19 protein-coding genes are annotated in these 26856 nt (G+C 72.2%); 6 read left to right on the forward strand and 13 right to left on the reverse strand.

Annotated elements, in window-relative coordinates:
- Positions 1-307: 307 nt before the first annotated feature.
- The 5 genes from OV090_RS21360 to OV090_RS21380 all read right to left on the reverse strand — a co-directional run bounded on the left by OV090_RS21360 (position 308) and on the right by OV090_RS21380 (position 4289).
- Positions 308-841, reverse strand: coding sequence for a hypothetical protein (locus OV090_RS21360; protein WP_267705861.1), 534 nt, complete (start codon positions 839-841; stop codon positions 308-310).
- 392 nt (positions 842-1233) lie between these two features.
- Complete coding sequence (locus tag OV090_RS21365; protein ID WP_267705863.1) at positions 1234-2301, reverse strand: hypothetical protein; 1068 nt, start codon at positions 2299-2301, stop codon at positions 1234-1236.
- A 474-nt stretch (positions 2302-2775) separates the two neighbouring features.
- Positions 2776-3153 carry a DUF3037 domain-containing protein gene (locus OV090_RS21370; RefSeq protein ID WP_267705865.1) on the reverse strand — a complete coding sequence of 126 codons (378 nt, stop codon included), beginning with the start codon at positions 3151-3153 and terminating at the stop codon, positions 2776-2778.
- Complete coding sequence (locus tag OV090_RS21375) at positions 3137-3910, reverse strand: HipA family kinase (RefSeq protein WP_267705866.1); 774 nt, start codon at positions 3908-3910, stop codon at positions 3137-3139. Before OV090_RS21375 ends, OV090_RS21370 begins: the two co-directional genes overlap by 17 nt.
- A 76-nt stretch (positions 3911-3986) precedes the next feature.
- Positions 3987-4289, reverse strand: coding sequence for a ferredoxin family protein (locus tag OV090_RS21380; RefSeq protein WP_267705868.1), 303 nt, complete (start codon positions 4287-4289; stop codon positions 3987-3989).
- Positions 4290-4470: 181 nt separating this feature from the next.
- Here OV090_RS21380 and OV090_RS21385 point away from each other — a divergent pair, with 181 nt between their 5' ends.
- From OV090_RS21385 to OV090_RS21400, 3 genes are all read left to right on the forward strand, one after another.
- Entirely contained in the window at positions 4471-5940 is a 1470-nt protein-coding gene (locus OV090_RS21385; protein WP_267705870.1) for a sigma-54 dependent transcriptional regulator, read from the forward strand.
- Positions 5941-6211: 271 nt separating this feature from the next.
- Positions 6212-7996 (forward strand): ribosomal protein L7/L12, encoded by a 1785-nt coding sequence (locus OV090_RS21390; protein ID WP_346660371.1) that lies wholly within the window; start codon positions 6212-6214, stop codon positions 7994-7996.
- A gap of 524 nt (positions 7997-8520) precedes the next feature.
- On the forward strand, positions 8521-8844 hold the full coding sequence (locus tag OV090_RS21400; protein WP_267705872.1) for a DUF2325 domain-containing protein: 324 nt from the start codon (positions 8521-8523) through the stop codon (positions 8842-8844).
- A 176-nt stretch (positions 8845-9020) separates the two neighbouring features.
- Here the strand turns inward: OV090_RS21400 and OV090_RS21405 are convergent, their stop codons facing one another.
- Genes OV090_RS21405 through OV090_RS21415 form a run of 3 tightly spaced genes read right to left on the reverse strand, consistent with a single transcriptional unit; the run spans position 9021 to position 15489 of the window.
- Positions 9021-11732 carry a serine/threonine-protein kinase gene (locus OV090_RS21405; RefSeq protein WP_267705874.1) on the reverse strand — a complete coding sequence of 904 codons (2712 nt, stop codon included), beginning with the start codon at positions 11730-11732 and terminating at the stop codon, positions 9021-9023.
- 35 nt (positions 11733-11767) lie between these two features.
- On the reverse strand, positions 11768-14515 hold the full coding sequence (locus tag OV090_RS21410; RefSeq protein WP_267705876.1) for a serine/threonine-protein kinase: 2748 nt from the start codon (positions 14513-14515) through the stop codon (positions 11768-11770).
- Between the two features lie 5 nt (positions 14516-14520).
- Positions 14521-15489: an ADYC domain-containing protein gene (locus tag OV090_RS21415; protein WP_267705878.1), complete on the reverse strand. Its 969-nt coding sequence runs from the start codon at positions 15487-15489 to the stop codon at positions 14521-14523.
- 464 nt (positions 15490-15953) lie between these two features.
- Between OV090_RS21415 and OV090_RS21420 the strand changes: the two genes are divergently transcribed.
- Positions 15954-17132: a HAMP domain-containing sensor histidine kinase gene (locus OV090_RS21420; RefSeq protein ID WP_267705880.1), complete on the forward strand. Its 1179-nt coding sequence runs from the start codon at positions 15954-15956 to the stop codon at positions 17130-17132.
- A gap of 67 nt (positions 17133-17199) precedes the next feature.
- Here the strand turns inward: OV090_RS21420 and OV090_RS21425 are convergent, their stop codons facing one another.
- The 4 genes from OV090_RS21425 to OV090_RS21440 form a co-directional block, all read right to left on the reverse strand.
- A complete protein-coding gene (locus tag OV090_RS21425) occupies positions 17200-17898 on the reverse strand; it encodes a hypothetical protein (RefSeq protein ID WP_267705882.1) in 699 nt (232 codons plus the stop codon).
- Entirely contained in the window at positions 17895-18818 is a 924-nt protein-coding gene (locus OV090_RS21430; protein ID WP_267705884.1) for a hypothetical protein, read from the reverse strand. The genes OV090_RS21425 and OV090_RS21430 overlap by 4 nt, the downstream gene beginning before the upstream one ends.
- A 104-nt stretch (positions 18819-18922) precedes the next feature.
- Positions 18923-20671 carry a hypothetical protein gene (locus tag OV090_RS21435; RefSeq protein ID WP_267705886.1) on the reverse strand — a complete coding sequence of 583 codons (1749 nt, stop codon included), beginning with the start codon at positions 20669-20671 and terminating at the stop codon, positions 18923-18925.
- A 157-nt stretch (positions 20672-20828) separates the two neighbouring features.
- Complete coding sequence (locus tag OV090_RS21440) at positions 20829-21746, reverse strand: PAS domain-containing protein (RefSeq protein ID WP_267705887.1); 918 nt, start codon at positions 21744-21746, stop codon at positions 20829-20831.
- A gap of 227 nt (positions 21747-21973) precedes the next feature.
- On the opposite strand from OV090_RS21440, the gene OV090_RS21445 reads away from it, so the two are divergent.
- Positions 21974-23863, forward strand: coding sequence for a S8 family serine peptidase (locus tag OV090_RS21445; RefSeq protein WP_267705889.1), 1890 nt, complete (start codon positions 21974-21976; stop codon positions 23861-23863).
- On the forward strand, positions 23860-24942 hold the full coding sequence (locus OV090_RS21450) for a hypothetical protein (protein ID WP_267705891.1): 1083 nt from the start codon (positions 23860-23862) through the stop codon (positions 24940-24942). The genes OV090_RS21445 and OV090_RS21450 overlap by 4 nt, the downstream gene beginning before the upstream one ends.
- A 57-nt stretch (positions 24943-24999) precedes the next feature.
- Here OV090_RS21450 and OV090_RS21455 read toward each other — a convergent pair whose 3' ends face one another.
- Complete coding sequence (locus tag OV090_RS21455) at positions 25000-26700, reverse strand: helix-hairpin-helix domain-containing protein (protein WP_267705893.1); 1701 nt, start codon at positions 26698-26700, stop codon at positions 25000-25002.
- Between the last annotated feature and the right edge of the window lie 156 nt (positions 26701-26856).

Consider the following 26856-nt stretch of genomic DNA (forward strand, 5'->3'; position numbering starts at 1 on the left):
GGCGTGACGGTCATGTCCTCAGGAGCATGTCTGTCAGGACAGGTATGACGCCCAGGTCAGGCCCCGCCGCGTCGGGGCCGCCGGTGATGTAGGGCCGGCGCGCGCTGCCGTGGGCGCCCCGGTGGCCTCCCCCGCGCGAGCGAGCCTGGGGCCGCGGCGCGGAAAGACATGTCCCTTCGGGCAGGTGAAAGTCAGCACCCGAGCGAGCTCGGCGTCGGCTTCCGCCCGCCCGGGCTCTCCTTCTGCGAGACAGGCGGCGCACGGGACAGCTCGCGCCGGGCGGCCCGTCGACGCCGCTGCTGCGAGATCAGCACACCGTCATGCTCAGGCAGTGCTGCGGCTTCGCCGGGCCGTCGAGGGTGGGCGCCTTGAACGTGCACTGGATGCACCGCAGCATCTTCAGCGGGGGCAGCATGGGGTCCGTCTGAACCGGACGGATCTTCAGCGACGCCTTCGTGAAGGTCACGTCGTGCTGCGGGGCGATCCCCTCGCCCTCGGCCAGCGCGCAGGCCGGCGCGGGCGGGAGCGACGACACCAGGTCGGCGAACGCGACGGGCACGTTCGCCGTCGCCGTCACCACCTTCGAGCCGACCAGGATGACCTCCGCCGGCGCCGGCGGATCCACGCCCACGGGGTCGGCGCAGACCACGGTCTCCGTGCCCGTGGCCTCGATCGTGATCTCGAGGTCGCCGCCGCCGAGGCCGTTGAGGCTCCCTGCGGCGGTCAACGTCGTGCCATTGTCGGTGAAGGTCGGGAGAGCATTGAACGGCGGCGGGGCCGCGACGGCGAGCGAGCCGAACAGCGCGAATGCAGAAACGGTGACGATCGATGCTTTGCGCATTGTCGATTTTCTCCGCGGATAACCATGTCGCTCGCCGACGGCGCAGCGAGGATTCTGAGCACCGCCCGGGATGCTCGTCACGGGGTGGGCCGAGACGGAGAATTCATCACCCGGGGCCCGGCAGCCTCGCGCGGCGCCCGCGACGACGATGATTCGTCCTCACTCGAATCCAGGCGCCGCCGGGGCGGGCGGCGCGGAGATGCGGAGACTGCGGTGAATGTCCCTTCAGACATGTTTTATGTATGGATGGACGCACCGTCCTCCGCGCGCCGAGGCGGGCGCGCCGCGAGGCGGAAAGGCCGGGGCGGACGAGGGCGCAGCGCTCGTCCGGCGAGGACGCCGAGGGCGCCCGATCGCGGAGACCGATCGGGGGTCACCCTCGCATCGGCCGTTCAGCGGGTCCGCGGCAGCTGGAACGCGGTCTGCATGCACAGCTCCGGCTGCGGGATGTCGAGGCGGCTCGGGAACCGCCAGGTCTTGACCGCCGCGATCACCTCGCCGTCGACCTCCTCGCTGCCCGAGCTGTCGAGCACGACCGTCTTGTCGGTCGTACCGTCGGGCGCGACGCAGAAGCCGACCATGCCGCCGTCCTTCACGGGCCCGCGGCTCCGCGCCAGAGCGGCGGCGATCGCCTTGTGCGGGTACGGCGTCGCGGCCCCGGCGATGAACGGCGACACCAGCAGCAGGTGCATGTAGCCGCGCTCGGCGTGACACGACGACTGCAGGCCGCCGGCGCACAGGCGTGCGAAGGTCGCCCGCGCCGCCTCGGGTTCGGCGACGACCCCGAGACCGAGCCACTGCTGCATCGCCACGACCTCGCAGCCGAACTCCGAGCCGGACTCGCACATGTGGACGAACAGCCCGGCCACCTCGGCCGGATCGACCTGCGGGCCGCGCATCGCCACGTCCACGGCGACCTTGCAGCCGAGCCGGTCGCCGCTTTCACAGGCCACCGTGGAGTGCTCGACGTGCCGCGCCGCCAGCGGTTCGTTCCGCGAGATCCGGCACTGGCCCGCCGCCACGCACTCGTAGGCGAGGTCTTGCTTTTGGCAGGTGCGCTCCGCCAGGCCGCAGCCGTACTTCCACAGCATGTCGCCCTGCCCGCTGTGCCGCTCGACGCCCTCGCCGTTGCGATAGGAGCCGGCCAGATTCGTGCACCCGCGGCCGGAGCCGAGGTCGCACGCCCGGCGCTCGAAGGCGACCATCCCCAGTACGTCGCGCCCGAGCCCCTCGCCCCGCTCGTACGCGCGTGCGACCGCGAGACAGGCCCCCGCGCTGCCCCCCGCGCAGGCCGAGCAATAGGCCGACAGCCCGGACGGGAGGTCACATTGCGCCAGATAGTCGGCCTCTTCGGGTTGGGCCGGAGGCAGCGGAAACCCGCAGGCGGCGCCGAACGCCCCGATCAGCGCGAGCGTGGCAATCCCAGGAATAGCGCGGGTGGCACGTAGCTTCATCGTCATCGAACGGGAGGGGATAGCACGCGCCCCTGTCGGCCGCGAATCACAAACGAGGGTGACTTCCGAGATCGACGGCGGGAAGAGTCACGCCAATTTTTCAGCCGACGACCAATAGAATCGCCGTGCTCGCGCATGGCACGAATACAGCGTCCCGAAGCGGGTCTCACCTTTCCCCCTGGTCGCAGGCGCCGTCGGTGCACCGAAGACAGGGCGCCTCCCGAAGACGAAACGTGCCCCGCCCGGCCATGCAGTGCCGCCCGCACTCAGCTCGCGGGCAGGCGCAGCGACGCCGCGAGCGCCTGTATTTCGAGAATCCGGTGCCACTGCAACGGCTCGCACGCGCTCCCCCAGCCGTGACGGCCCGCAGATCGCCCGCCCGCCCGCGCCGAGCCCCTGTACCGCCTCGCACGCCCACGAGAAGACGTAGCGCCGGACGATCACCCGCACTCTCGCGCAGGTCGTCGACGACTGACCCGCTCAGGCCACGCGCTTTTTAAACAGGTCGCGCAGGGCGAACGTGGGGTCGCTGCATACCCCGCCGTGGACCGCGGAGGTCTGAATGATCGTACTGCGCGGGGCGACCAGCCAGTGGAAGCGCTCGGAGATCGGCAGCGCGGAGATCGAGCCGGCGCCCTGGTCGCCGTAGCAGACCGCGCGGAAGGCGTCGAGGTGGCGCGTGAGCGCCTCGAGGTCGACCTTCTCCGCGAGGGCGAGCACGCGGTGGCGGTCGAGGGCCAGTGCGCAGCCGAGGAAGCCGAGCGTCGGCGCGTGGACGATCACGCCGACGTTGACGAACTCCTCGCGCTCGACTCGCGGCACCACGCGGACGATCGCGTAATCAAACGGCGCGCGCACGGTCGGCCTCCTCGAGGTAGATGGACGCAGCGTCGCGGCGGGCTCGCAGGCGGGCCGCGAAGGCGGCGCGGTACTCGTCGGGTGGCAGCGCGGGCGGGGCCGTCCACCACGCGTCGGGCACCTCCGCGGTCGCGGCGTCGATCGCCGCGTCGGTCAGGCCCGCGGTCAACCACTCCGCCTCGGCGGCGATCGGGCCGGCCCACGGCAGCAGCACGTGGCGAGCGATCAGCGGGAACTTCGAATCGGCGCCGCCCATGCCGCCGTCCCAGTCATGCTGCCAGTAGAGCGCCGCGCCGTGGTCGATCAGCCAGAGCTGGCCGGTGCACCACAGCAGGTTGGTGTTCTTGGCCGTGCGGTCCATGTTCTGCGCGAACGCGTCGAAGGCGACGATCCGGGCCGCGAGCGTGGGGTCGAGCTTCGGCTTGGCCGCCGGGTCGAAGCCGATCGCGCTGGCCAGGAAGGTCATGCCGACGTTGTCGCCGGCGCTCGCCACCACGAGGTCGCGGATCTCGGGGTCGCCCTCGTTGCGGCCGACCGCCGCGTCGAGCTCGATGATCACCAGCTCCGGCACCGGTAAGCCGAGCGTGCGCCCGAGCTCGCCGACCACGACCTCGGCGATCAAAGCGCGCGCGCCTTGACCGGCGGCGCGGAACTTGACGACGTAAGAGCGGCCGTCCTCGGCCTCGACGACCGCGGGTAACGAGCCGCCCTCGCGCAGCGGGACCACATAACGAGCAGCGACGACGCGGCGGAGCACGCCGAGAAGTGTAGAAGCCCCGCGCCACCTCGTCACGCGTCGATCGGACGGCCCACGCCCGCGGCGTCGGCGCGGTTCATCGCCCCCGCCGGCCGAAGAAGCGCGCGTTGGCCTCGATGTCGTCCCGCAGCTCGAGCGGCAGGTCGTAATCCATGTGGATCGCCGATACCGGGCACACCGCCACACAGCAGCTGCAGTCGATGCATTCGTCCGGATCGATGTAGAGCTGGACCCCGGGGAAGCGCACGCCGCGTTCGGCCGCGGGGACGGTGCGCAGGGTGGCGTGGGCGATCGGCCCGTGGATGCATTCGACCGGACAAACCTCGGCGCAGACCGTGTCGCAGGTGCCAGCGCAGTGACGGGTGATGACGTGCGGCATCGTTTAAAAATTTCTCCTCTGCAGGCTGCCCCAGCACGCCTCGCGCCGATCGTCGACGAGAAGAAACCCTGGAAAATACAGCCACTTAGGAGCGGGTGGCGACGCTCCGAGGTCGGCACACTGAAATTTCAGTGACAGCGCACTGATATTTCAGTGTGTTTGAGCTACAGTGCGCTGCGCGATGGCGGAGGCGGGTTTGGAGCCGGTCGAGCTGCTGGCGGCGCTGGTGGCGGCCGCCAGCGAGGCGCACACGCGGCGGACGTGGGTGCGGCGGGTGGCAGAGGTGCTGGCGCGGGCGCTGCCTCTGGCGCGGCTCGAGCTCGGGGAGCGAATCGAGGGCACCGACGAAGTCGAAGTCGTGAGCGGCGCGCCCGACGGCGGCGCGGTGGCGACGACCCGCCGTCGGCTGCAGGAGCGGGAGATCGCCGCGCTGCGCTCGGGTCGGGTCGACGAGGCGGAGCGGCGCGGGCCGGGCGGGCGCGAGCGGCTGGTCGTCCCGCTCGGGGGCGCCGGGGCGGCGATGTTCGTCGCCCTGTCGCTCGGCCCCGGCGGGCGGCTGACGCCGGCCCTCGCGGCGACGCTCGGCGACGTGCTGTTCCACCTGCTGCGCGGCCAGGAGGTCACGCAGCGGGTCGCAGAGCTGTCGCGTCGGGCCCACGCGGAGAACCGCGAGCTGCGCGAGCAGGCCCGCCACGGCGAGCGCGAGCGGCCGCTGGTGGCCCGCAGCGCGGCGATGCAGGAGGTCCTGCGCCGCATCGACGCGGTGGCGCCGTTCGACACCACGGTGCTGTTGGCCGGCGAGTCGGGCACGGGCAAGGAGCTGCTGGCGCAGCGGCTGCACCGGCTGTCGGCGCGCGGGCATCGACCGATGGTGGCGATCAACTGCGGGGCGCTGCCGGCCAACCTGGTGGAGAGCGCGCTGTTCGGCCACGAGGCGGGGGCCTTCACCGGCGCGACGAAGCGCCACCACGGGGTGTTCGAGCGGGCCGACCGCGGCACCCTGTTCCTCGACGAGGTCGGCGAGCTGCCGCTCGAGGTGCAGGTCAAGCTGCTGCGCGCGCTGCAGTCGCAGGAGTTCGAGCGCGTCGGCGGCGAGGAGCGGGTGCGCGTCGACGTGCGGGTGATCGCCGCCACCCACCGCGAGCTCGAGCCGATGGTCGCCGCCGGCAGCTTCCGCCGTGACCTGTTCTTCCGGCTATGTGTGTTCCCGATCCGCGTCCCCCCGCTGCGCGAGCGGCTCGAGGAGCTGCCGGCCCTCACCGCCGCGCTGGTCGCCGACGTCGCCGCCCGCCTCAAGCTGCCCGCGCCCCCGGTGCCGCCCGCGGCGCTGGTACGGTTGGCCCGCCACGACTGGCCCGGCAACGTGCGCGAGCTCGCCAACGTGCTCGAGGCGGCGATCATCCTCGGACGCGGCACGACCCTGGCCCTCGACGCCGCCCTCGCCGTCGAGCCCGCGCCCGCCCCGACCCCGGCCGCGGTCGAGCCGCTCGAGGCGGCGATCCGCCGCTGCATCACCGCCGCGCTGCAGGCCTGCGACGGGCGGATCTACGGCCCCGGCGGCGCCGCCCAGGCCCTCGGCCTCAAGCCCGGCACGCTGCAGAGCAAGATGCGCAAGCTCGGCATCGACCGCGAGCCGTTCGTCCGCGAATGAGGCGGATGTCCGCGAGGACAGGTCGCTCGCTGCTGCCGGCGGCAGATCGCCCCGCACGGCCGGGCGCTCGCCGGATGCGCGAGCTCGGCATCGACCATACGCCCGCGGATGATGCGGATGCCCGCGAGGACAGGTCGCTCGCGACCTGCCGCGACCGCCGACGGGAGATCGCCCGTGGCGACCCGAGACCACCGCGGGCCCGGGCGGTGCGCTCGCGCTCGCTGCCGGTCGGGCGGCGATTTCGGGTATCGTCGCCCGCGGAGGGCGAGCGATGACGGTCGGAGGTCAGTCGGGCGAAGTGATCCCGCAGGACGTGATTCTGCGCGACGCCGGGTCGAACCCGGCGGCGGTCACCGAGGTGGTGCGAGCGATGACGGGCCTCGAGCCGGCGGCGGCGGCGGAGCTGGTCGCGCGCACGCCGAGTACGGTCCGCACGCGGATCGCCCCCGCCCTCGCCGAGGCGCTGCGCGTCAAGCTGGTCGCCGCCGGCGCGACCGTCGAGCTGCGGACCCATGGCGCCGCGCCGGCCCCCGAGTTCTTCGACGTGTACTTGCAAGACAAGGGCGCCAACAAGATCAATGTGGTGCGCGCCCTGAAGATGATGATGGGCCTCGGCCTGCGCGAGGCGGTCGAGCTGGTCGACGACGCGCCGTGCCTGGTGCGGCGGCGGATCGGTCAGGACGAGGCCGAGGCGCTGCGCCACGAGCTGGTCGAGGCCGGGGCGACCGTCGACGTCCGCGGCCACGAGAGCAGCGCGCCGCCCGAGCGGGCGGTGAGCGGCGAGTCGACCGCGGTGACGTGGGGCGCGGCGAGCAGCGAGCCGGCGCGCACGGGGACGGCGACGAGCCAGTCGGGCGGGGGCTTCGCGGTGATCCTTCACCAATGCGGCCCGCGCAAGCTCGACGTGATCAAGGTGATCCGCGACCACACGGGGCTCACGCTCAAGGACGCCAAGGACGTGTCCGAGTCGCCCGACGCGGTGGTCAAGCAGGGCCTGAGCGAGCCGGAGGCGCGGTCGCTCGCGCAGGCGCTCACCGCCGTCGACGCGCGCGCGTCGGTCCGCAGCGCGGCCCCGGCGGCGCCCCTGCCCGTCAGCGCGACCGGGGGCTTCGAGGTGGTGCTGCACAACTTCGGCACGCGCAAGATCGACGTGATCAAGCTGATCCGCGAGGCCACGGGGCTCGGCCTCAAGGACGCCAAGGACCTGTCGGAGTCGACCGACGTGACGATCAAGGCCGGCCTGCGCGAGGACGAGGCGCGGAAGCTAGCGCAGGCGCTGACGGCCGTCGACGCGCGCGTGTCGATCCGCGGCGAGGCGGCGCCGGAGCCGTCGCGGTTGCCCGAGCCGACGGTCGGCTACGGCGTGGTGCTGCGGTCCTGCGGCGAGCACAAGATCAGCGTCATCAAGCTCATCCGCGAGGCCACCGCTCTCGGGCTCAAGGAGGCCAAGGACCTGGCCGAGTCGACCGACGTGCTGATCAAGGACGGCCTCGGCGGCAGCGAGGCGCGGGCGCTCGCGCAGGCGCTGACGACCGTGGGCGCGCGCGTCGAGGTCCGCAGCCCGGCATTTTCCACGGGCCAGGAGGACGACGAGGACGACGTCCCCGACGCGACGACGCCGTGCGACGTGATCCTCAGCGACTGCGGGCCGCAGAAGATCATGGTGATCAAGGTGATCCGCGAGGAGCTCGCCTGCGGCCTCAAGGAGGCCAAGGACCTGTCCGAAACGCCAGGCGCGCTGCTGCGCGACGGCATCGGCCGCCCGGAGGCCGACGCCCTGGCGCAGAAGCTGATCGCGCTCGGGGCCACAGTCGAGGTGCGGGAGATGTGGCGCCGCAGCGAGGCGGCCGAGGTCGACGTGTTCCTGCAGAGCGTCGGGCCCAACAAGATCTCGGTGATCAAAGAGGTGCGCGCAGTGACCGGCCTCGGGCTCAAGGAGACCAAGGACCTGGTCGAGTCGGCGCCGACGCTGATCAAGGCGAAGCTCGAGCTGGCGGCCGCGCGCCAGCTGCAGGCCACGCTCGTCGAGGTCGGGGCGGTGGTCGAGCTGCGCTGAGCGGCGGGCGCTCTCGCCTGTCCCACGGGACAGGCGCTCGGCGAGACACCGGCGAGACCGTGTGCGCCTGTCTCATGGGACAGATGCCACGGACGAACCCTTGGGCCGGCGAGCGCGATGGGATCTGTCCCTGAGGACAGATCTAGAAAAGAATAGCGAGGCGTCGGCTGACGCGGGCAGAACCCCCTCGCTGCCGACGCGCTCGCGCGAACTCGCTCGGCCCCCGGCCCGCTCAAGCGGCAGGCAGCGCCGCCGCGCGGCGTCGGCGCAGGTGCGCGCGCCAGAGGCTCACGAGAAGCAGGGTCAGCATGGCGGGGACGCGGGGGATCGCACGATTTCAGAATAGCGGAAATTTCTCTCGTGCCATGGAGCCGGCTGAGCTCGCTCGTCATTTCCTCTCGTAGTCCCTGGCGCCTCGCGTTGCGCCATCACGGCCGCGTCTGCCGCCTGGCGCCAACCTCGCAAGGGACGCCGTTCCTGTTCAGCGACTTGAAAATTCCATTTTAATGAAATACTGTGTTGGCATGCGCGTGGGCATCGTCGGCGGCCTCGACCGGAGCGAACAGAGCTACCAGCGCGCTGTGCGCGCGATGGGCCACGAGCTCGAGCACCACACGGGCTACATGCGGGGCCACGCCTCGCTCGAGCTCGAGCGGCTCGTCGAACGCAGCGACCTCGTCGTCATCGTCACCGAGGTGAACAGCCACGGCGCAGTGCAGACCACCCGCAAGCTGCTGCGCGAGCGCTCGCGGCCGGCGGTGCTGGTGCGCAAGCTCGGCCTGTCACGCCTGGTCGCGCTGGTCGAGAACCACGCGTCGACCCTGGCCGCGGAAGCACCTGCCCGCTAGGACAGTTCAGCAGGGCGGACAGGCCCGCCACGAAGTCTGTCCTTTAGCACCTGTCGTATCGGCCAGCACGTGCTCGAACCACTGACGCGCTGCAAGGACGTCCTTGGCAGCGAACGCGAGCTGACCGGGACGCACGGCCCACCGGGGCGCGAGCACGGCCAACCTTTGGCTCACGCTCAGCGCGCGCAGGCGGCTTCGAGCTCCGCGAGCTCGGCCCTGTGCGCCTCGCCGGTCAGGCCGACGCGCGCGTCGATCGACAAGGAACAAGCGCGCTGACGCTCGCCGGCATCGAAGAGCAGGCGCGCGAGCCCCAGGGCCGCGAGCGAGCGCGACTCGAGCTGTTCTTTGGAACCTGTCGCATCGGCCAGCACACGCTCGAACCATTGCCGCGAGACCGGGAGGTCCTTCGCCTTCGCCGCGAGTTGACCGGCGCGCACCGCCACCGCGGCGATCGCCGGGTGCTTGGGCCCGCCGTCGGCCTCGTAGACGGTGATCGCGCGGGCGAGCAAGCTGCGCGCCTCGGCGAGGTCACCGGCGGCCAGGCACTCGGCGAGGCCGACCAGCGCCTCGGCGTACATCGAGTGGGTCGTGCCGAGCTGCTCGCCGATGGCGACGGCGCGGCGGAACTCGGCGGCAGCGGTGTCGATCGCCCCGGCGGTCAGGCTCACCTTGCCGAGGCCGACCAGCGGGTGCAGCAGATAGAGGTGCTGCTGGCCGTAGGTCGCTTCCATCAGGGCGAGCGCGCGGCGGTAGCCGGCGGCCGCGGTGTCGTATCGGCCCTGCAGGACGTCGACGTCGGCCACGCCGCCGATCGGGTGCGCCACCATCGGGTGCTGCTCGCCGAGCATCTCGGAGAACAGCACCACGGCCTGCGAGTAGTGCTCGCGCGCGTCGTCGAGGCGACCCTCGCGCCGCAGTAGTCCGGCGAGGTTGTGATGCACGGCCGCGAGCAGCGGATCGCCCCCGCCGGTGCGGCGACCCAGCAGATCGATCGTCCGCAGGTAGTGCTCGCGCGCGCGAGCGTTCGCGCCGTCGAGCTCGTAGACTGCCCCGAGGTTGTTGTGGAGGAGCGCCGCGACGCGGCCGTCGTCGCGCGTGCGCTCGACCAGCGCCTCCGCGACCACCTCGCCCGCGAGCGCCGCGGTCCGCTGGCCCAGCCCGTCGCCGAGCGCGAACACCCGCCGGGCCGCCGCCTCCGCCGCGACTGCGTCGAGGCCATGGACGAGCGCCAGCTTGAGCGCCGCGGCCAAGGCCGCCTCGGCCTCCTCGGCGCGCGCGACCGCCATGAGCAGGCTGCCCTCGCCGAGCGCGGCCTCGGCGGTGAGCGGCGGGTAGTGCAGCTCACCGGCGGCCGCGCGGATCTCCCGGGCCAGCTGCAGGCCCTCGGTGTATTGCCCGGTGCCCTCGAGCGCGGCCGCTCGCGCGAGCTGGCTGCGCCGCGTCTCGACCTGGGTCGCCGTGTGCGGGTCGTCGGGCGGAGCGACGGCCGCGAGCAACGCGTCGGCGTCGGCGCACGACTCGAGGCTCGGCAACGCGGCGGTCGCCTGCACCGCGTTCTCGATCACCGAGCGATCGGCGGCGATGAACACGTCGACCAGCGCCGAGAGATACGCGCGGCGGCGCGACAGGCAGCCGGTGCGGCGGTCGAACAGCGAGGTCGACTGCGAGCGGCTCGCGTGAGCCTCGCACGCCTGGGTGCGGCCCTCGGTCCATGATGTCGCGTAAGCGTCGAGGCGAGCGTCGACGCGGCGCCAGGTGTCGGCCGCGAACGGCGAGCCGGTGGCGACAAAGGCCCGCTCCGCCGCGGCCGCGCGCGTCTCGTCCCACACTCCGGACAGCTCTGCCGCCAGGCCGTTGCACTGCATCGACGCTTCGCGCTGCGACAGCGCGAAGCCGTAACTGCCCCCCGCCGCCGCGCTGGCCACCGCCACGATCCCGGCCGCCCGCAGCATCGTCTTTCGTGGGTCGCGCTCGAGCGCGTCGAGCATGTGCTCGAGGCTCGGCCAGCGCAACTCCGGCGTCGGCGCGAGGCTGCGGGCGACGATGCGGAAGATCCGCCGCGGCACCGGCGAGTCGCGCCGCGGCGGCGGCACGATCCCGCGCCGGACCTTCTGCCGCAGCTCCTCCCAGCTCGCGGCGAGAAAAGGGCGAGTCCCGTACAGCGCCTCGTAGAGCGTGACGCCGAAGCTGAACTGATCCGACGCCGGCCCGATGGCGCCGCCGAAGTGCTGCTCGGGCGACATGTACGTCGGCGTCCCGACGATCATCCCGGTACGCGTGAGCCGACCGCCCAGCAGTTCCTCCTGCGACTCGGCGATCGGCTGCAGTTGCGTCGAGGCGTGCGACAACGACATCGCTTCGGTCGCTTGCGGCAGCGGCTCTTCGAGGCTCGCAGTCAGCACCGAGCCGTCGGCGTGGACCAGGCCGAAGTCGACCACGCGCGCACGCGTGTCCTCGCCGACCAGGACGTTGTCGGGCTTGAAATCGCGGTGGACGAGCCCCGCCGCGTGGGCCGCCGCGAGGCCTCGCCCGGCGCCGATGAGCGTGCGCAGGACCTGTCGCCACGGTCGCTTCTCGGCGCGCAGCCACGACCGCAGCGTCTGGCCGTGGACGTACTCCATGGCGACGTAGATCCCTTCGTCGTGCTCGCCGACTTGATACACCTGCACGACGTTCGGGTGAGACAGCCGCGCCAGAGCTTGCGCCTCGCGGACCATGCGAGCGCGGATCTGGCGGTTGTCGAAGTGCCGTCGCGACAGGACCTTGATCGCTACCTCGCGCGCCAGCGCGGCGTCGTGGGCGGCATAGACGATCCCCATGCTTCCCTCGCCCAACTTGCGCGATACGGCGAAGGGGCCGATCCGGAAAGTTGGCGCGCGCTCGGTCATGGACGGGGACGCGCGATCATAGCCGAACGTGTGACTCACGCCCCACGCGCGCAGGCAGCCTCGAGCTCCGCGAGCTCCGCCTTGTGCGCCTCGCCCGTCAGGCCGACGCGCGCGTCGATCAACAAGGAACAAGCGCGTTGACGCTCGCCGGCATCGAAGAGCAAGCGCGCGAGCTCCAGGGCCGCGAGCGAGCGCGACTCGAGCTGTTCTTTGGAACCTGTCGCATCGGCCAGCACGCGCTCGAACCATTGCCGCGAGACCGGGAGGTCCTTCGCCTTCGCCGCGAGTTGACCGGCGCGCACCGCCACCGCGGCGATCGCCGGGTGCTTGGGCCCGCCGTCGGCCTCGTAGACGGTGATGGCGCGGGCGAGCAAGCTGCGCGCCTCGGCGAGGTCGCCCGCGGCGAGGCACTCGGCGAGGCCGACCAGCGCCTCCGCGTACATCGAGTGGGTGGTGCCGAGCTGCTCGCCAATGGCGACGGCGCGGCGGAACTCGGCGGCCGCGGTGTCGATCGCCCCGGCGGCGAGGCCGACCTTGCCAAGACCGACCAGCGGGTGAAGCAGATAGAGGTGCTGCTGGCCGTAGGTCGCTTCCATCAGGGCGAGCTGACGGCGATAGCCCGCAGCGGCCTCGGCACTGCGGCCCTGCAGCAGGTCGATGTCGGCGACGCCGCCGAGCGGGTGCGTGACCATCGGGTGCTGCTCGCCGAGGAGCTCCGTGACCACCGCGACGGCCTGCGAGTAGTGCTTGCGCGCGTCGTCCAGTCGACCCTGACTGCGGTACAGACCGCCGAGGTTGTGATGCGCAGCGGCGATCATCGGATCGGGCCCGTCGCTGCGGTGACCGAACAGCTCCATCGAGCGCAAGTAGTGGAGACGCGCCCGGTCGTCGGTGACGTCGCGTGAATAGACCACGCCCAAATTGTTGTGCACGAGGCCGCCGATCCTGCCGTCATCGCCGGCGCGCTCGCTCAGCGCTTCGGCCAGGGCTTCGGCATCGAGCGCGACCTCGCGGCGTCCCTGCCGCTCGCCGACGACGAAGATCCGCTTGGCCACGGCCTCCGCCGCGATGGCATCGAGGCCGTGAACCAACCCCTCACGCATCGCCCGGCTCAGCGCAGCTTCGGCGTCGGCATCGCGTGCCATCTCCATCAACAGGCTGCCCTCTCGCAGGGCGGCCTCGGCGGTCAGCGGCGGATAGCGCAGCTCCTGGGCGGCGGCTCCGACCTCGCGCGCGAGCTGCAGACCCTCCGTGAATTGCCCGGTGTTCTCGAGCGCGGCCGCGCGGGCGAGCTGGCTGCGCCGCGTCTCGACCTGGGCCGCAGCGTGCGGATCGTCGGGCGGAGCGACGGCGGCCAGCAGCGCGTCGGCGTCGGCGCACGAGGAGAGGCTCGGCAGTGCGGCGGCCGCCTGCACGGCATTTTCGATCACGGAGCGATCGGCGGCGATGAACACGTCGACCAACGCCGACAGGTAGGCGCGACGGCGCGACAGGCAGGCGGTGCGGCGGTCGAACAGCGAGGTCGACTGCGAGCCGCTCGCGTGGGCCTCGCACGCCTGCGTGCGCCCCTCGGTCCACGCGAGGGCATAGGCGTCGAGGCGGGCGTGGACACGGCGCCAGGTGTCGGCCGCGAACGGAGAACCGCTGGCGACGAAGGCCCGCTCCGCCGCGGCCCCGCGCGCGTCGTCCCACACCCCCGCGAGCTCGGCCGCGGCGCCCTTGCACTGCATCGACGCCTCGCGCTGCGACAGCGCGAACGCGTAGCTGCCGATCGCTGCCGTGCCCGCGACCGCGACGATGCCCGCCGCGCGCAGCATCGACTTTCGTGGGTCGCGCTCGAGCGCGTCGAGCATGTGCTCGAGGCTCTGCCAGCGCATGTCGGGCGTCGGCGCGAGGCTGCGGACGAGGATGCGGAAGATCCGCCCCGGCACCGCCGAATCACGGGGCGGCGGCGGCACGATCCCGCGCCGGACCTCGCGCTTGATCTCCTCCCACGTCGCCCCCGGGAACGGGCGCGCGCCGTACAGCGCCTCGTAGAGCGTCGTGCCGAAGCTGAACTGGTCCGACGCCGGGCCGACCGCCTCGTCGCCGAAGTGCTGCTCGGGCGACATGTACGCCGGCGTGCCGAGGGCCTTGCCGGCGCGGGTGAGGCGGATGTCGAGGACGTCGCCGCGGTCGGTCTGGCCGCTGCCGGTGGAGCTGAACGGCGGGCCCGACGGCTGGGTCGACATGCGGGAGATCGTCGGCAGGCCGGTGACCGAGGTGCGCACGTCGATGCCGCCGAGCGGCAGCGCGGGGCTGCTCTCCGCGTGGACCAGGCCGAAGTCGAGGACGCACGGGCGGCCGTCCTTGCTGACGAGCACGTTGTCGGGCTTGAAGTCGCGGTGCACGAGCCCGGCCGCGTGGGCCGCCGCCAGGCCGCGCCCGGCCCCGATCATCGTGCGCAGCACCAGCTGCCACGGGGGCTTCTCGGCGCGCAGCCACGCGGTGAGCGTCTGGCCCTCGACGTACTCCATGGCGACGTAGATGCCGTCGCCGTGCTCGCCGACCTGGTAGACCTGGACCACGTTGGGGTGCGACAGGCGGGCCATCGCCTGCGCCTCGCGGACCATGCGGGCTCGCACTTCGCTGCGGTCGATCAACGAGCGGCGGATCAGCTTGAGCGCGACCTTGCGGTCGAGCGCGACGTCGTAGCCCGCGTAGACGACCCCCATGCCGCCCTCGCCCAGCTTGCGGAGGACGACGAACGGGCCGATCGCGGCGGGCTCTGCGCCTTCGGTCACGCCCTTCAGGGTACGATCTTGCCGCTCTGAATCAAACCGCCCGACGCGAACGGGGCGCCACAGGCCGGGATGTTGCAGCCGATGGTCTGGTTCGCCAGGCGCGTGTTGCTCGTATTCAGACAGACCGCGCCGTTCGGGCCCCACTCGGCCTCGACGACGTAGGACGTGTTCACGGCGGCGGTCTGGATCCCGAGTTGATCGAGGACATGGATCGGCGTACCCGACACGGTGTGCGGCGTGCCGTTGCCGCAGTAGTCGGCGCGGACCATGCGGGTGCAGGCCTGGTGGTAGTCGGCGAGCGAGACGCCATTCTTACTCGCCCACGGGCGGTACCCGAAGTCGACGCACTTGGCGAGAGCAGCGGACTTGCAGGCGAAGGTGAGGGCCTTGTTCGGTCGCGGCGAGATCTTGGCCCCGGTGACCGGATCCCAGACATCGTTGAGGAGGATCGCGCGAGTCGGGTTGCCGAGCGGATCGACGCACAGCGGCTGCCATGGTCCGGCGCCGATCTGCAGGTCCAGGTCGTACTCCCAAACATCGGTGCCCGCCACCTTGTCGGCGTCCTTGATCCACACGTAGCGCCAGCTCGTGACGCCGTCCTGCTTCACTTTGAAGTCGAAGGTCGAGTAAACGACACCCGTGCCGGTGAGCCAGTTGCCGTCGATCTTGAGCTCGCTGTTGACGACCTGCCCGTCGTAGACGTAGTCGCCGTCGTCCGTGTAAAAGTCGTAGAACTCGATCCACTCGCTCGAGTCGGTGCTGTAGAGCTTGGCCGACTCGAGCCTGAAGCCGTTGATGCGGAAGTCGTTGATGCGGAAGTCGTTGATGCGGAAGTCGTTCCACACGGTATCGCGGGCCGAGACCACGCCTTCGCCGAAACCGACCGCCTCGTCCTCGATGCTCGCCTCGTCACAGCCGATACATCCGAGCGCGAGCACCACCGCACAACTCACCACGCCGGTCTTGAACGCCATCGTTCCATCCTCCACAAAAAGAAAGCCCTGCTGATCTTCGATCCTATCCCTGGGTTTCGGCGGCGTGAAGGCTCGGGCGCCGGGCGAGAACGCGCGTGCGTCTTTCACGGGCGTCAGAGGCTTCCTGGTGGGCGTCGGGTCGGCTCACGTCGGGACGTGGCGCGGCACGGGTCGCACCTTCTATGATGGAGGTGTCCTCTGCTCCGATGACGACCGGCGAAGACCACGCGCGACGAGAAGGACGATCCGCAAGTGCGGTGTCGTCGCGTGACACCGGCTTGCGCCTGGTGTTGGTGATCGCAAGCCTCGCCTTGCTCCTCGGCGTGGCTGTGGCCGCTGCGAGCGAACATCGTTTGGTCGCGACCTTCGGCGGCGCGCTCCTCCTCGGAGGACACCTCGCGGCCACGGTGTTCTTGGGGCGCGGGGAGGGTTCGAGGGGTCGCATCGGTGCGCTCCTCTGGACAGTGATCGTCGCGGCGGTGGCGATCGCGGGGCCGCAGGTCGCGGGTGCGACGACGCCGCTCTGGTTATTGTTGTTGCCGATCGCGGCGGTCTCCGTGCATGCCACCAGCCTGGCTACGGGGATCACCGCGGTCGCACTCGGGGCGGCCGCAGGTGCGGGCCTCTTCATCGCGGGAGCAGGATCGATCGCGCTGTCGGCGGCCGTAGCGATCGCCGCGGTCGGTCTGTTCGCTGCAGCGGAGCAGCGGCGCGGCGAGGCGCGGGACGACGCCCTCCGGCGCCGCGAGAACGAGCTGGCCGGCGTGCGGAGCGAGCTGCGAGATCTCCGAGGCCAGCACGTCGCCGGGGCCGAGGGCCGGCTCGTCGCGCTCACGCGGGCCAATCAGGCGCTGCAGTCCGAGGTCGAGCGCGGGCGGCGGGTCCTCGAGCAGGCGCTCGACGCCAGTCGGACCAAGACCTCCTTCCTCCTCAAGATCAGCCACGAGCTGCGCACGCCGCTCAACGCGATCGTCGGCTACACCGAGCTGCTGCTCGAGCACCCGGACGAGGCCGAGCCGGGCGAGCTGCAGGCCGACCTGACGCGGATCCTCGGGGCCGCGCACGAGCTCCTGGCGCTGATCGACAGCGTGCTCGACCTGGCGCGGCTCGAGGCCGGCAAGTTCGAGCTGCAGATCGAGGAGTTCGCGCTGCTCGACCTGGTCCACGAGTGCGTGGCCGCCGTGACGCCGCTGGCCGAGCGCGGGCACAACAAGCTCAAGCTCAAGCTGTCGCGCCAGCTCGGCACGATCCGCAGCGACCGCACGCGCCTGCGCCAGGTGCTCGTGCAGCTGCTCGGCAACGCCTGCAAGTTCACCCACGGCGGCCTCGTCGAGCTGCGCGTCGAGCCCATGGTCACCGCCACCGGCCCGGTGTACCTGCTCAGCGTCCGCGACAACGGCGTCGGCATCGACCCGGCCTACATGCCGCGGCTGTTCACCCCGTTCTCGCAGGCCGACGACTCGCCGACGCGCCGCTTCGGCGGCCTCGGCGTCGGCCTGGCGCTGTGCCGCCACTACTGCAACCTGATCGGCGGAGACATCAGCGCCGAGAGCGAGCTCGGTCAGGGCTCGGTGTTCCGCGTCCAGGTGCCCGCGACCGCCCGCGACCCGCGAGACGCCGGCGTCATGGTCTCGGCCTTCTGATTTTTCATATGTCTTTCAAGACATGCCTTTGTGGACATGTTCTTGAAGACATTGTCATTCCCACAGATTACACCCCGAACGCGAGCGACAGGGCCAGCGCCGCGGCGACGACCATCGCGGCGACGCCGAGGCCGAGCAGGGCCACGCCGAGGCCGAGGTTGATTCGGCGGCGCCGCAGCACGCCGGCGGCTTCGGCCAGAGTGCGCACCGCGTGGTCGCGGGCGCGCGTGCTCGCGGGCAGGTCGCGGACCAGACTGTCGGTCCCGCAGTAGAGGCAGGTCGTGGCCAGAGCCTCGGGCTCGGGCGCCAGCGGGGCGCCACAGCTGCGGCAGGCGAGCGCGCCGGCGGCCTCGTGGGCGCTGACGTCCCGGCGCACGCGCAGCACGGCGGCGTTGACAGTCGTCGCCCACAACCACAACAGCGCTCCGGGCAGCAGCGCCGGGAACGCCACGTAACCGAAGTTCTCGACCGGCGTCGGCGGCGGGACCATCCGCGACTGGACCAGCCAGGTCGCGAGCGGCGGGAGCACCAGCAGCAGCGCCTTCGCGGCCGCCAGCACCGGCGTGCCGACGCCGCCCGCCAATTGCTGCCAGCGCGGCTCGACCTCGCGGCGCACCTGCGCCGCCGCGGCATGGCCCTCGGCGGCCGCGCGCCAGGTCTCGGGGACCGCGATCGACCGCCCGCAGTGGCGACAATCGATCGCCGCCCCGGCGACCAGCGGCGCCGCGGCCCCGCAACCCGGGCAGTGCAGCGTGGCGAGGCTCACCGCGCCCCTCCCGCGACCGGCCGGGCCCGCAGCTGATACCAGCACGACTCGTACGACAGCCCGGCGACCGTCACCAGCACCTCGCGCTCGGGCCCGACCTCGACCTGGTACGACGATGACTCGGCGAAGGTCTCGGAGGCCCCGTCGGCGGCGATCGTCACGCTGCAATCGCGGGGGAATCGCCACTCGATCTGCATCGATGCCTCCCCGCGGGCGCGCAGCGAGTAGCGGCGCTGCTCGGGGCAGATGTCCTGGACCGCCTGCAGCGTCGACGTGCAGCCGTGCTCCCAGTGGCCGCGTCGCAGCGCGATCGTGCCGTCGAAGTGGAGCGCCGTCGGCAGCGTCTCGGCCAGCCCGGACGCGAGCGACAGCGCGGCCAGGGCCAGCCATAACAACCATTGCAGATCGCGGGCGACTGCGTCGTCGGCCGGCTCGACCTCGCCGCCGCGCCAGGCCCACCAAAGCCGTGGCACCGCCCCGCCGAGGCCGAGGCCGAGGCCGACCAGCGCGGTGACGAGGCCGAAGAACGACCAGGTGTCGGAGGCCGCGTCGACTGCGACGGCGACCAGGCGCAGGCCCGCGAGCGCGAGCAGACCGCCGGCCGCCAGGTGGGCCACAGCGAGGCCGATCCAGCGCGAGCGCGGGGCCGCCAGGGCCGCGGGCACGAACCCGCCGAGCAGGCCGACCCACGCGATCCACAGCGGGCTCACCGCGCCGCGCACGATCCACGTCGTGATCGCCGCCCCGAGCAGCGCCACCATGATCGCCTTGACCACTGCGACCGCGCCGAGCGGCCCGCCGCTCAGCGCCGAGGCGACCGCGAAGGCCGGGAAGCCGAGCGCGAGCGCCAGGAAGCAGCCGGTCAGCAGCACGCGCACGAAGGTGCCGGCGGGCGTGGGCGCTGCTGCGGGCGGCGGCATCGCGGTGATTGTCGCCCGCGGCGCGATCGATCACCAGAGGCCCGCAGGCCCCGCGCTATGGTCAATCGCGCGCGCTCACGCGCGGGTGTGATGATTCGCGGGGCTCACGGCGCGAACACGGCGACGAAGCCGTCGAACAAGCCCTTGCTCGTCACCGGCCCGCCGCCGAAGTCGGCCGCGCCGTAGAACGCGCCCGAGACGACCGTGGTGCCGTCGGGGCGCACGTCGACGCCGTCGCTCTCCTGCTCGGTCGCGTCGCCGAAGTGCTTGCTCCACACGTGGCTGCCGGCCGAGGTGTACTTGACCGCGAATGCGTCGCGCATGCCGGCCCACGGCAGCACGCCGCCGCCGAAGTCGTTCTCGCTGTAGTAGTGGCCGGCGATCACCAGAGTGCCGCTGTCGTCGACCGCGAGATGGGCCGGCCAGACGATGCCGTCGCCGAGCAGCTTCGACCACGCGTGGGCGCCGTCCTCGGCCGCGAACTGGGCGACGAAGCCGCGGTACATCGGCGCCTCGAGCCCGCCGCCGCCGAAGTCGAGCGCGCCGACGAAGTGGCCGGAGGTGGTCACGCGGCCCTGTGGATCGACCGCGATCGCCGACAGCTTCTGCTCCTTGACGTCGCCCCAGCTCGCGGCCCACAGCGCGGCGCCGTCGGGGTCGAGCTTGGCGAGGAACACGTCGCTGCTGCCGGCGCTGACCAGCGGGCCGTTGCCGGGGTCGATCGTGCCCTGGAAGGAGCCGCCGACGTAGACGTTGCCGTCGCCGTCGACCGCGACCGCGCGCGCGTCCTGCTCGGTGTCGTCGCCGAAGTGGAAGCTCCACGCGTGCTCGCCGGTCGGCGCGAACTTGGCGACGAACGCGTCGAGCGAGTCGCCCTGCCCCAGCAGCGGCCCGCCGCCGAGGTCGAGCGAGCCCGTGAAGTAGCCGACCACCACGATCGCCCCCGACGCGTCGATCGCCAGGTCGCGCGGGATCGCCGAGCCCGTCGACGGGTGCGCCGCGCTCCACACGTGCTCGCCGGTCGCGGACAGCTTGGCCACGAACACGTCGCGGTCGCCCGCGGCGACCAGCGGGCCGCCGCCGAAATCGACGGTGCCGGCGAAGTCGCCGGTGAGCACGATGTCGCCGCTCGGATCGGTCGCGAGGCCCCAGCCGTCGCCGAGCTGGACCACCGCATCGCCGAAGCTCTTGCTCCACTCGTGCGCGCCGTCGGGCGCGAACTTCGCGACGTAGACGTCGTAGTTGCCCACGCTGGCCAGGTCGCTGCCGCCGAAGTTCGAGGTGCCCGCGCCCTGGGCCAGGACCACTACCGCCCCGTCCGGGTCGAACGCGACCGCGAGCGCCCGCTGGTCGCTCGGATCGCCCCACGTCGTGTGCCACGCCGCCGCACCGTCGCCGGTACACGGGTCGACGCCGTCGCAGTCGTCGTCACCCTCCGACTCGCAGGTCTCCGGCGCCGGCATCACGTCGCCGACGCACGCGCCCCACTCGCCGTCCTCGCAGGCCGCGACGCCCGACTTGCAGTTGCCGACGTCGGCGTGGGCCGGGTCGCCGGTGTAGCAGGCATTCTCCTCGCCCGGCTGGCAGGTCACGGTCTCGGTCGTGGATGTCCCTTCGGTCAGGCCCTCGGTGGTCGTCGGCGCAGTGGTCGTCGTCGGCGACGATTCGGTGGTCGTGCCGATCGTGCCACCATCGCCGGTGCTGGCGCTGTCGCTCGTGGTGTCCGTCTCGGCGGTGCTCGCAGTGGCGTCGGTGGTCGTGTCCGCGGTGGCGGTCGCGGCCTGATCGGTGGTGGCGTCGTCGGTGCCGCAGGCGAGGGCGAAGGCGCAGAGGAGCGGGGCGGAGCGTCGCATCGCCGGCTCATACCACAGGCGGCGCATCGCGGGGCAATTCTGCGCAGGGGCTCGGGCCTCTTCACATTCAGCGCGATTTCGCCCAGTGCCATGATCAGGGCCGCCGGCACCTGACAGCGCCGCAAGACGCCATACGGGCCGACCCTCGCGGCGGCTGCTAGCCGCGGCGGCGATTCATCGCATAGGCGATACCCGCCTTGAGCGTGCCGAGCGTGACGACCGAGCCGAGGTCGGCCCCGAGGTCGACCAGCGTCGCCGCCAGGCCGGGGCGGATCCCGGTGAGCACCGATTCGGCGCCCAGCAGCGCCGCGCTGCGGGCGGCCCGGAGCAGCGCATCGGCGGTCGGCGCGTCGATCTCCGGCACCCCGGTGACGTCGAGGATCACCATCCGGGCGCGCGTCGCGGCCACCCCGTCGAGCAGGGTCTGCAGCACTCGTTCGACGCGGCGAGGGTCGAGCGTGCCGATCAACGGCATCACCACGGTCGCGTCGTCGATCGGGATCAGCGGGGTCGACAGCGCCAGCAGGGCCTCGTCCTGGGCGCGGATCACCTCCTCTCGCATGCGCATCTCGAGGCGCTGGGCCTCGGCCTGCTTGATGGCGGTCTCGTCCATCGTCACGCCGCGCAGGCCGATCGGCGTCCCGTCGTCGCCGTAGATCAGCGACATCCGGCTCGTGACCCACAGGGTGCGGCCGTCGCGGGTGATCCAGCGGTACGACGATTCGCCGCGGCCGGCATGGAACACCTTCCCGGCGTCGGCCATCGCGCCCGGGCGATCGTCGGGGTGGACCAGCTCGAGCCAGAAATTGGGCTGCTTCCATTCCTCGATCGTGTAGCCGGACAGCGGCTCGATGCGATCGCTGACGTAATCGACGGTCATCTTCGCGGCCGATTGTTCGAAGTAGCTCTCCCACAAGATGCCGGGGATGTGGGCGGCCAGCCCGTCGAGCCGCTCGCGCAGCAGTCGCTCGCGCAGCGCCAGCTCGTCCCGGTCGCGCTCGAGCTCGGCCGCCCGGGCCTCCGCCGCGCTCAGGGCCGCGCGCAACGCCGCCATCTCCTCGTCTCGGTCCGTCACAGGCCCGCAGCTTATCAAAGCGAGAGCGGCGCCATCGCTGCGATCGCAGCACACCGGGGCCCGCGATACCTCGCACCGTGAAGTGCCATCAATTGCTGCCTGGGGGCGAAAGGCCGAGACAAGTCTCACGCTTTTGCCTCCCTGCCCGGCCGGTGGCTCACGGCCGGCCGGCGATAATGCGAAGGTCGTGTGCCGGCGCGGTCCGGTCGCGAGAAAGGACCCTCCTCGTGCCGCCGATCGCCGCTCTCGCCCTCGCCACGATCTTGCTGGCGCCGACGCCGACCCCCGACCCGCCGACGTGGGTGTTCTTCGCCGACAAGCACCTGACCGCGGACGAACTGGAGGCAGCGCTGGCGCGACGGACGGACGAATTGGCGCCGCGAACGCTGCGCCGGCGCATGCGGACGCGAGGCGATCGCGGGGTCGACGTCCGCGATCTTTCACCGGACTCGCAGTACGTGCAGGCGGTCGCGGCGACTGGAGCGCGGATCCGTGCCGCCTCGCGCTGGCTCAATGCAGTGAGCATCGAGGCCGACGCGGCGCAGCGAGCCGCGATCGCCAGGCTGCCGTTCGTCGCCGGTCTGCGGCCGGTCGCCCGCACGCGACGGGCCGATCACGGCCCGGTGTGGACCGCCGAATCGCCGACGTCCGCGGCCTTCGGCGTGGCCGAGACCCAGCTCGCGCTGCTCGGCGTGCCGGCGCTGCGCGAGTGCGGACTGACCGGCGCGGGTGTGGTGATCGGCGTGCAGGACAGCGGTTTTTCGCTGCAGCACGCCGCGTTCGCCGGGCTGCACGTGCTGGCGGCCCGCGACTTCGTGCAGGGCGACGACGTGGTCGCCGACGAGCCGGGCGACGGCGAGGGTCAGGACCGTCACGGCACGATGGTGCTGTCGCTGCTCGCCGGCGACGACGGCGACGCCTACTCCGGGGCCGCGCCGGGCGTGTCGGTGATCCTGGCCAAGACCGAGCGCATCGACGAGGAGGAGCCGTACGAGGAGGACCTGTTCGTCGAGGGCCTCGAGTGGATCGAGGGCATGGGCGCCGATCTGTTCACGGCCTCGCTCGGCTACTTCAATTGGTACGAGCACCCGCAGTACGACGGCAAGACCGCGGTCGTGTCGCAGGCGGCGGTGGTGGCGATCGCCAACGGCCTCGTCATGTTCACCGCCAACGGCAACGAGGGGCCCGAGCCGGGCACGCTGATCGCCCCGGCGGACGTCGACGGCATCATCGCGCTCGGCGCGACCAACCTCGACGGCGTGGTCGCCGACTTCTCGTCGCGCGGGCCGACCAGCGACGGGCGGGTCAAGCCCGACCTGCTGGCGCCGGGCCAGGATGTATGGGTAGTCCGCCCGGGTACCACGAATGAATATCTCGCGGGCAACGGCACCAGCTTCGCCACCCCGCTGGCTGCGGGCGTCGGCGCGCTGCTGCTCGAAGCCTGGCCCGAGCTCACGCCCGGCGAGATGCTGGCGCTGTTGCGGGCGACCGCGTCGCACCCCGACGCGCCCGACAACGACGGCGGCTGGGGCATGATCGACGGCTACGCGGCCGCCGGACTCTATTGCACGTGCACCGACGGCGACCGCGACGGGCACTTCGCCAGCGTCTGCGGCGGCGACGACTGCGACGACGCCGACCCCGCGCGCCACCCCGGGGCGACCGAATCCTGCGACGGGCGCGACAATGATTGCGACGACGTCGTGCCGGGCGGCGAGGTCGACGGCGACGGCGACGGCGTCCTGCAGTGCGCCGGCGATTGCGACGACGCCGACCCCGCGCGCACGCCGGGCGCGCCCGAGGACCCCGACGATTGCATCGACAACGATTGCGACGGCGAGGGCGACCTCGCCTGCGCGCCGACGACCGGCGCGCAGACCACCGGGGGAGGCAGCGGCACCGGCGAAGGCGAAGCGTCGACCGCGAACGCGAGCTCGGGCACGACGGACGACCCGGGCACGAGCAGCGGGGCGAGCGACAGCGGCGGCGCCGCGGTCGGCGACCAGGGCTGCGGCTGCGCGGCGAACGGCCGCGGGGCGCCCCTGGGCCTCCTGCTCGCGCCCCTGGCCCTGCGCCGCCGACGGCCGCGTTCTCGGGTATCCTCGCGCCCGCAGTGAGGCCCAAAGCAGCTCCCCTGGCCCTCGTCACCGCCACGGCGCTCACCCTCGCCTGCGGCGTCGTCGGCCCGCGCTCGCTCCGCTACGGCCGCGGGACCTATAATACCGCGATTCAGCAGACCAACAGCGAGCAGCTGCTCCTCAACCTGGTCCGCCTGCGCTACCGCGATTCACCGCTGTTCCTCGAGGTCACCAGCATCTCGAGCAGCCTCTCGCTCGAGCTCGGCGCCGGCCTCGGCGGCACCGTCGGCCGGGCCAACAGCTCGGTCGCCCCCGGCACCGCGGTGACCTACATCGATCGCCCGACGATCACCTACGCCCCGCTGCAGGGCTCGCGCTTCGGCACGCAATTCCTCAGCCCGGTCGAGCTGAGCGACATCCTGCTCCTCTACCACGCCGGCTGGGCGATGGACCGCATCTTCCGCTTGTTCGTGCAGAAGCTCGGGCCGCTGCAGAACGCCCCGCGCGCGTCGGGGCCGACCCCTCACAATGCGCCCGAGTTCGAGTCGTTCTTCGCCGCGACCGAACTGATGCGCTCGCTGTGGGCCGACGGCCTGGTCGACCTGAGCTTCCTGCCGAGCGTCGCCGGCAACAGCCTCACCCTCACGCTGACGGCCCGCACCGACTCCGAGGCGCGCATCGCCAGGCTGTGCGCGCTGCTGGGATTGCCGGGCCCGACCTACAAGATCATCTTGACCGAGGCGCCGCGCCCGGACGAGGTCGGGGCGGTGCAATTGGTGACGCGATCGCTGCTCGGCGGCATGTACTACGTATCGCACGGGGTCGAGGTCCCGGCCGAGGATTACGCGATCGGCCGCGTGCCCACCACCCGCGACGGCGACGGCAACGTGTTCGACTGGGCCCGCATGACCGGCGCGTTGATGCGCGTGCACCACGGCTCGCGCGAGCCCAAGAACGCCTACGTCTCGGTGTTTTACCGCGGCCTGTGGTTCTGGATCGCCGACAACGACCTCGACTCCAAGTCGACGTTCTCGTTCATCACCCAGGTGCTCGAGCTGCAGTCGGGCGAGATCAAGAACACCGCGCCGGTGCTGACCTTGCCGATCGCCGCGGAGTGACTCACGAACATGTCCGATCGGGCATGCCCGATCGGACATGACGAAGAGCCCGCGCAGTCACGCGCGCCGCCGGGCCTGGCGCCGCGGCGCCAGCAGCTCGCGGACCTCGGCCAGCGGCCGGGAGTTGACCACCGCCTCGGCTTCGAACCACGCCCGGCGCGCCTGGCTGACCGCCAGCTCGAGGCGCGAGGCCTGGCCCCCGCCCGGCTCGCCGCCCGAGCCGAGCACCACCGGCACCCCGGCTGCACGCGCCGCCTGCAGCTCGGGCTCGAGCGCAGTCAGGCGTGCGGGGTCGCCGACGACCGCGAGCGCCCCGCCGACGGCCATGCGCACCAGCGCGGTCGGGTCGCGCGCCGCGTCGCCCTCGCGCGCCCCGCCGACGATCCGCAGCAGCGCGGGGTGCGACGCGCCGCGCGGGGCGTGCGACAGGCGGGCGGCCACGAAATCGACATGCTCGTCGGGACATGTCCTTTGAGAAATGTCGAGCTCGAGCCCCTGCAGCGGCGCGAGCTCGTGCTCGGCGCAGGCGGCCGCGGCGGCCTTCAGACGCGCGGCCCAGTCGACGTGGGCGCGCGCGCGGGCCGGCACCTCGTGGACGATCAGCAGGTACTCCTGCCCGCGAGCTCGCGCCGCGGCGGCCGCGGCCGCGACCACTGCGCTCGCTTCGTCGCCGACCTCGACCAGCACCAGGTCGCCGCGCAGCTGCTCGGCCGCGACCAGCCGCGGCAGCTCGCCGGCGCGGGCGGCCGCGATCTCGCCGCGGTTCTCTCGCAGCTCGGGCGGGATGAACTGCAGGTCGACGGCGGCGAACACCGACGCCTCGGTCCGCCCGGCGATCCGCCGCTCGTCGCGGAACACCCCGTACTCGTTGATCTTCAAGCCGCGAGCGACGCCGAGGCGGCGGACGGCGATGTTGTGGGCCTTGCTGCCGGTGAAGTAGTGCAGCGCGGCGCCGAAGCTGTCGCGGCCGACCACGCGCAGGTCGACCTGCAAGCCCGAGCGCAGCACCACCGTCGCGCGCGTCGGGCCCTCGGCGAGCACGTGGACGACGTCGGGCGCGCCGACCAGCGCCGCGATCGCGCCGTTGTGGCTGCGAGCGGTGACGAGGAAGTCGAGGTCGCCGACCGTGGCCAGCGCGCGGCGGTAGCTGCCCGCGATCACTGCCTCGATCACCCCGGGCGCGGCGCGCAGGCGGGCCAGCAGGCGCTCACCATGGACGCGCGCGTCCGCCAGAGGCAGGCGGCGACCGGTGCCGAGCAGGCCGGCCAGCGCGTCGAGGATGTTGCGCTCGCTGGTGGCCCCGAACCCGGGCAGCTCGCGGATCTTCCGCTGCTCGGCGGCGGCCCGCAGGTCGGCGAGGGTGCGCACCGCCAGCTGCTCGAACAGGCTGCGGGCGCGCCTGGGGCCGACGCCGGGGACGCGCATGACGTCGTGGATGGTCGGGGGCCACGCCCGATGCAGCTCGTCGAGCGCGGCGCAGCTGCCGGTGTCGACGATCTCGGCGATCTTGCCGGCCAGGTCGTCGCCGACGCCGGGCAGCTCGGTGAGGTCGTCGCCGGCCGCGACCATCGCCGCGAGGTCGCGACCGAGTCCGCCGAGCTCGTGCGCCGCGTTGCGGTAAGCGCGGACCCGGAACGGATTCTGCCCCTCGACCTCGAGCAGGTCGGCGATCTCGCCGAACACCGCGGCGACGCGCAGGTTGGCGGCGCGATCGGAGCTGTCCGCAGGGACATGTGATTTCGCGGCCGCGCGGGCCATGCTCCGGGATGGGAGCGAACGCCGGGCCGCGCACGCGTAAACCTTGCGGCGGTCAGGCGCCGCTCCGGCGCTCGCGCGGGCGGCCACGACCGGGGACCGATCGGTCGTGCGTCGCCTCAACGACGCCGTCGCACCAGCGGCCACTGGCACAAACAG

This window comes from Nannocystis sp. RBIL2 (genome assembly GCF_026626745.1).
Classification (GTDB): domain Bacteria; phylum Myxococcota_A; class Polyangia; order Nannocystales; family Nannocystaceae; genus Nannocystis.

What these genes read in the sequence shown, in the direction of transcription:
- OV090_RS21360 (WP_267705861.1), bottom strand. Translation starts at nt 841, where the DNA reads ATGCGCAAAGCATCGATCGTCACCGTTTCTGCATTCGCGCTGTTCGGC.
- OV090_RS21365 (WP_267705863.1), bottom strand. Translation starts at nt 2,301, where the DNA reads ATGACGATGAAGCTACGTGCCACCCGCGCTATTCCTGGGATTGCCACG.
- OV090_RS21380 (WP_267705868.1), bottom strand. Translation starts at nt 4,289, where the DNA reads ATGCCGCACGTCATCACCCGTCACTGCGCTGGCACCTGCGACACGGTC.
- OV090_RS21385 (WP_267705870.1), top strand. Translation starts at nt 4,471, where the DNA reads ATGGCGGAGGCGGGTTTGGAGCCGGTCGAGCTGCTGGCGGCGCTGGTG.
- OV090_RS21390 (WP_346660371.1), top strand. Translation starts at nt 6,212, where the DNA reads ATGACGGTCGGAGGTCAGTCGGGCGAAGTGATCCCGCAGGACGTGATT.
- OV090_RS21400 (WP_267705872.1), top strand. Translation starts at nt 8,521, where the DNA reads ATGCGCGTGGGCATCGTCGGCGGCCTCGACCGGAGCGAACAGAGCTAC.
- OV090_RS21405 (WP_267705874.1), bottom strand. Translation starts at nt 11,732, where the DNA reads ATGACCGAGCGCGCGCCAACTTTCCGGATCGGCCCCTTCGCCGTATCG.
- OV090_RS21415 (WP_267705878.1), bottom strand. Translation starts at nt 15,489, where the DNA reads ATGGCGTTCAAGACCGGCGTGGTGAGTTGTGCGGTGGTGCTCGCGCTC.
- OV090_RS21430 (WP_267705884.1), bottom strand. Translation starts at nt 18,818, where the DNA reads ATGCCGCCGCCCGCAGCAGCGCCCACGCCCGCCGGCACCTTCGTGCGC.
- OV090_RS21435 (WP_267705886.1), bottom strand. Translation starts at nt 20,671, where the DNA reads ATGCGACGCTCCGCCCCGCTCCTCTGCGCCTTCGCCCTCGCCTGCGGC.
- OV090_RS21455 (WP_267705893.1), bottom strand. Translation starts at nt 26,700, where the DNA reads ATGGCCCGCGCGGCCGCGAAATCACATGTCCCTGCGGACAGCTCCGAT.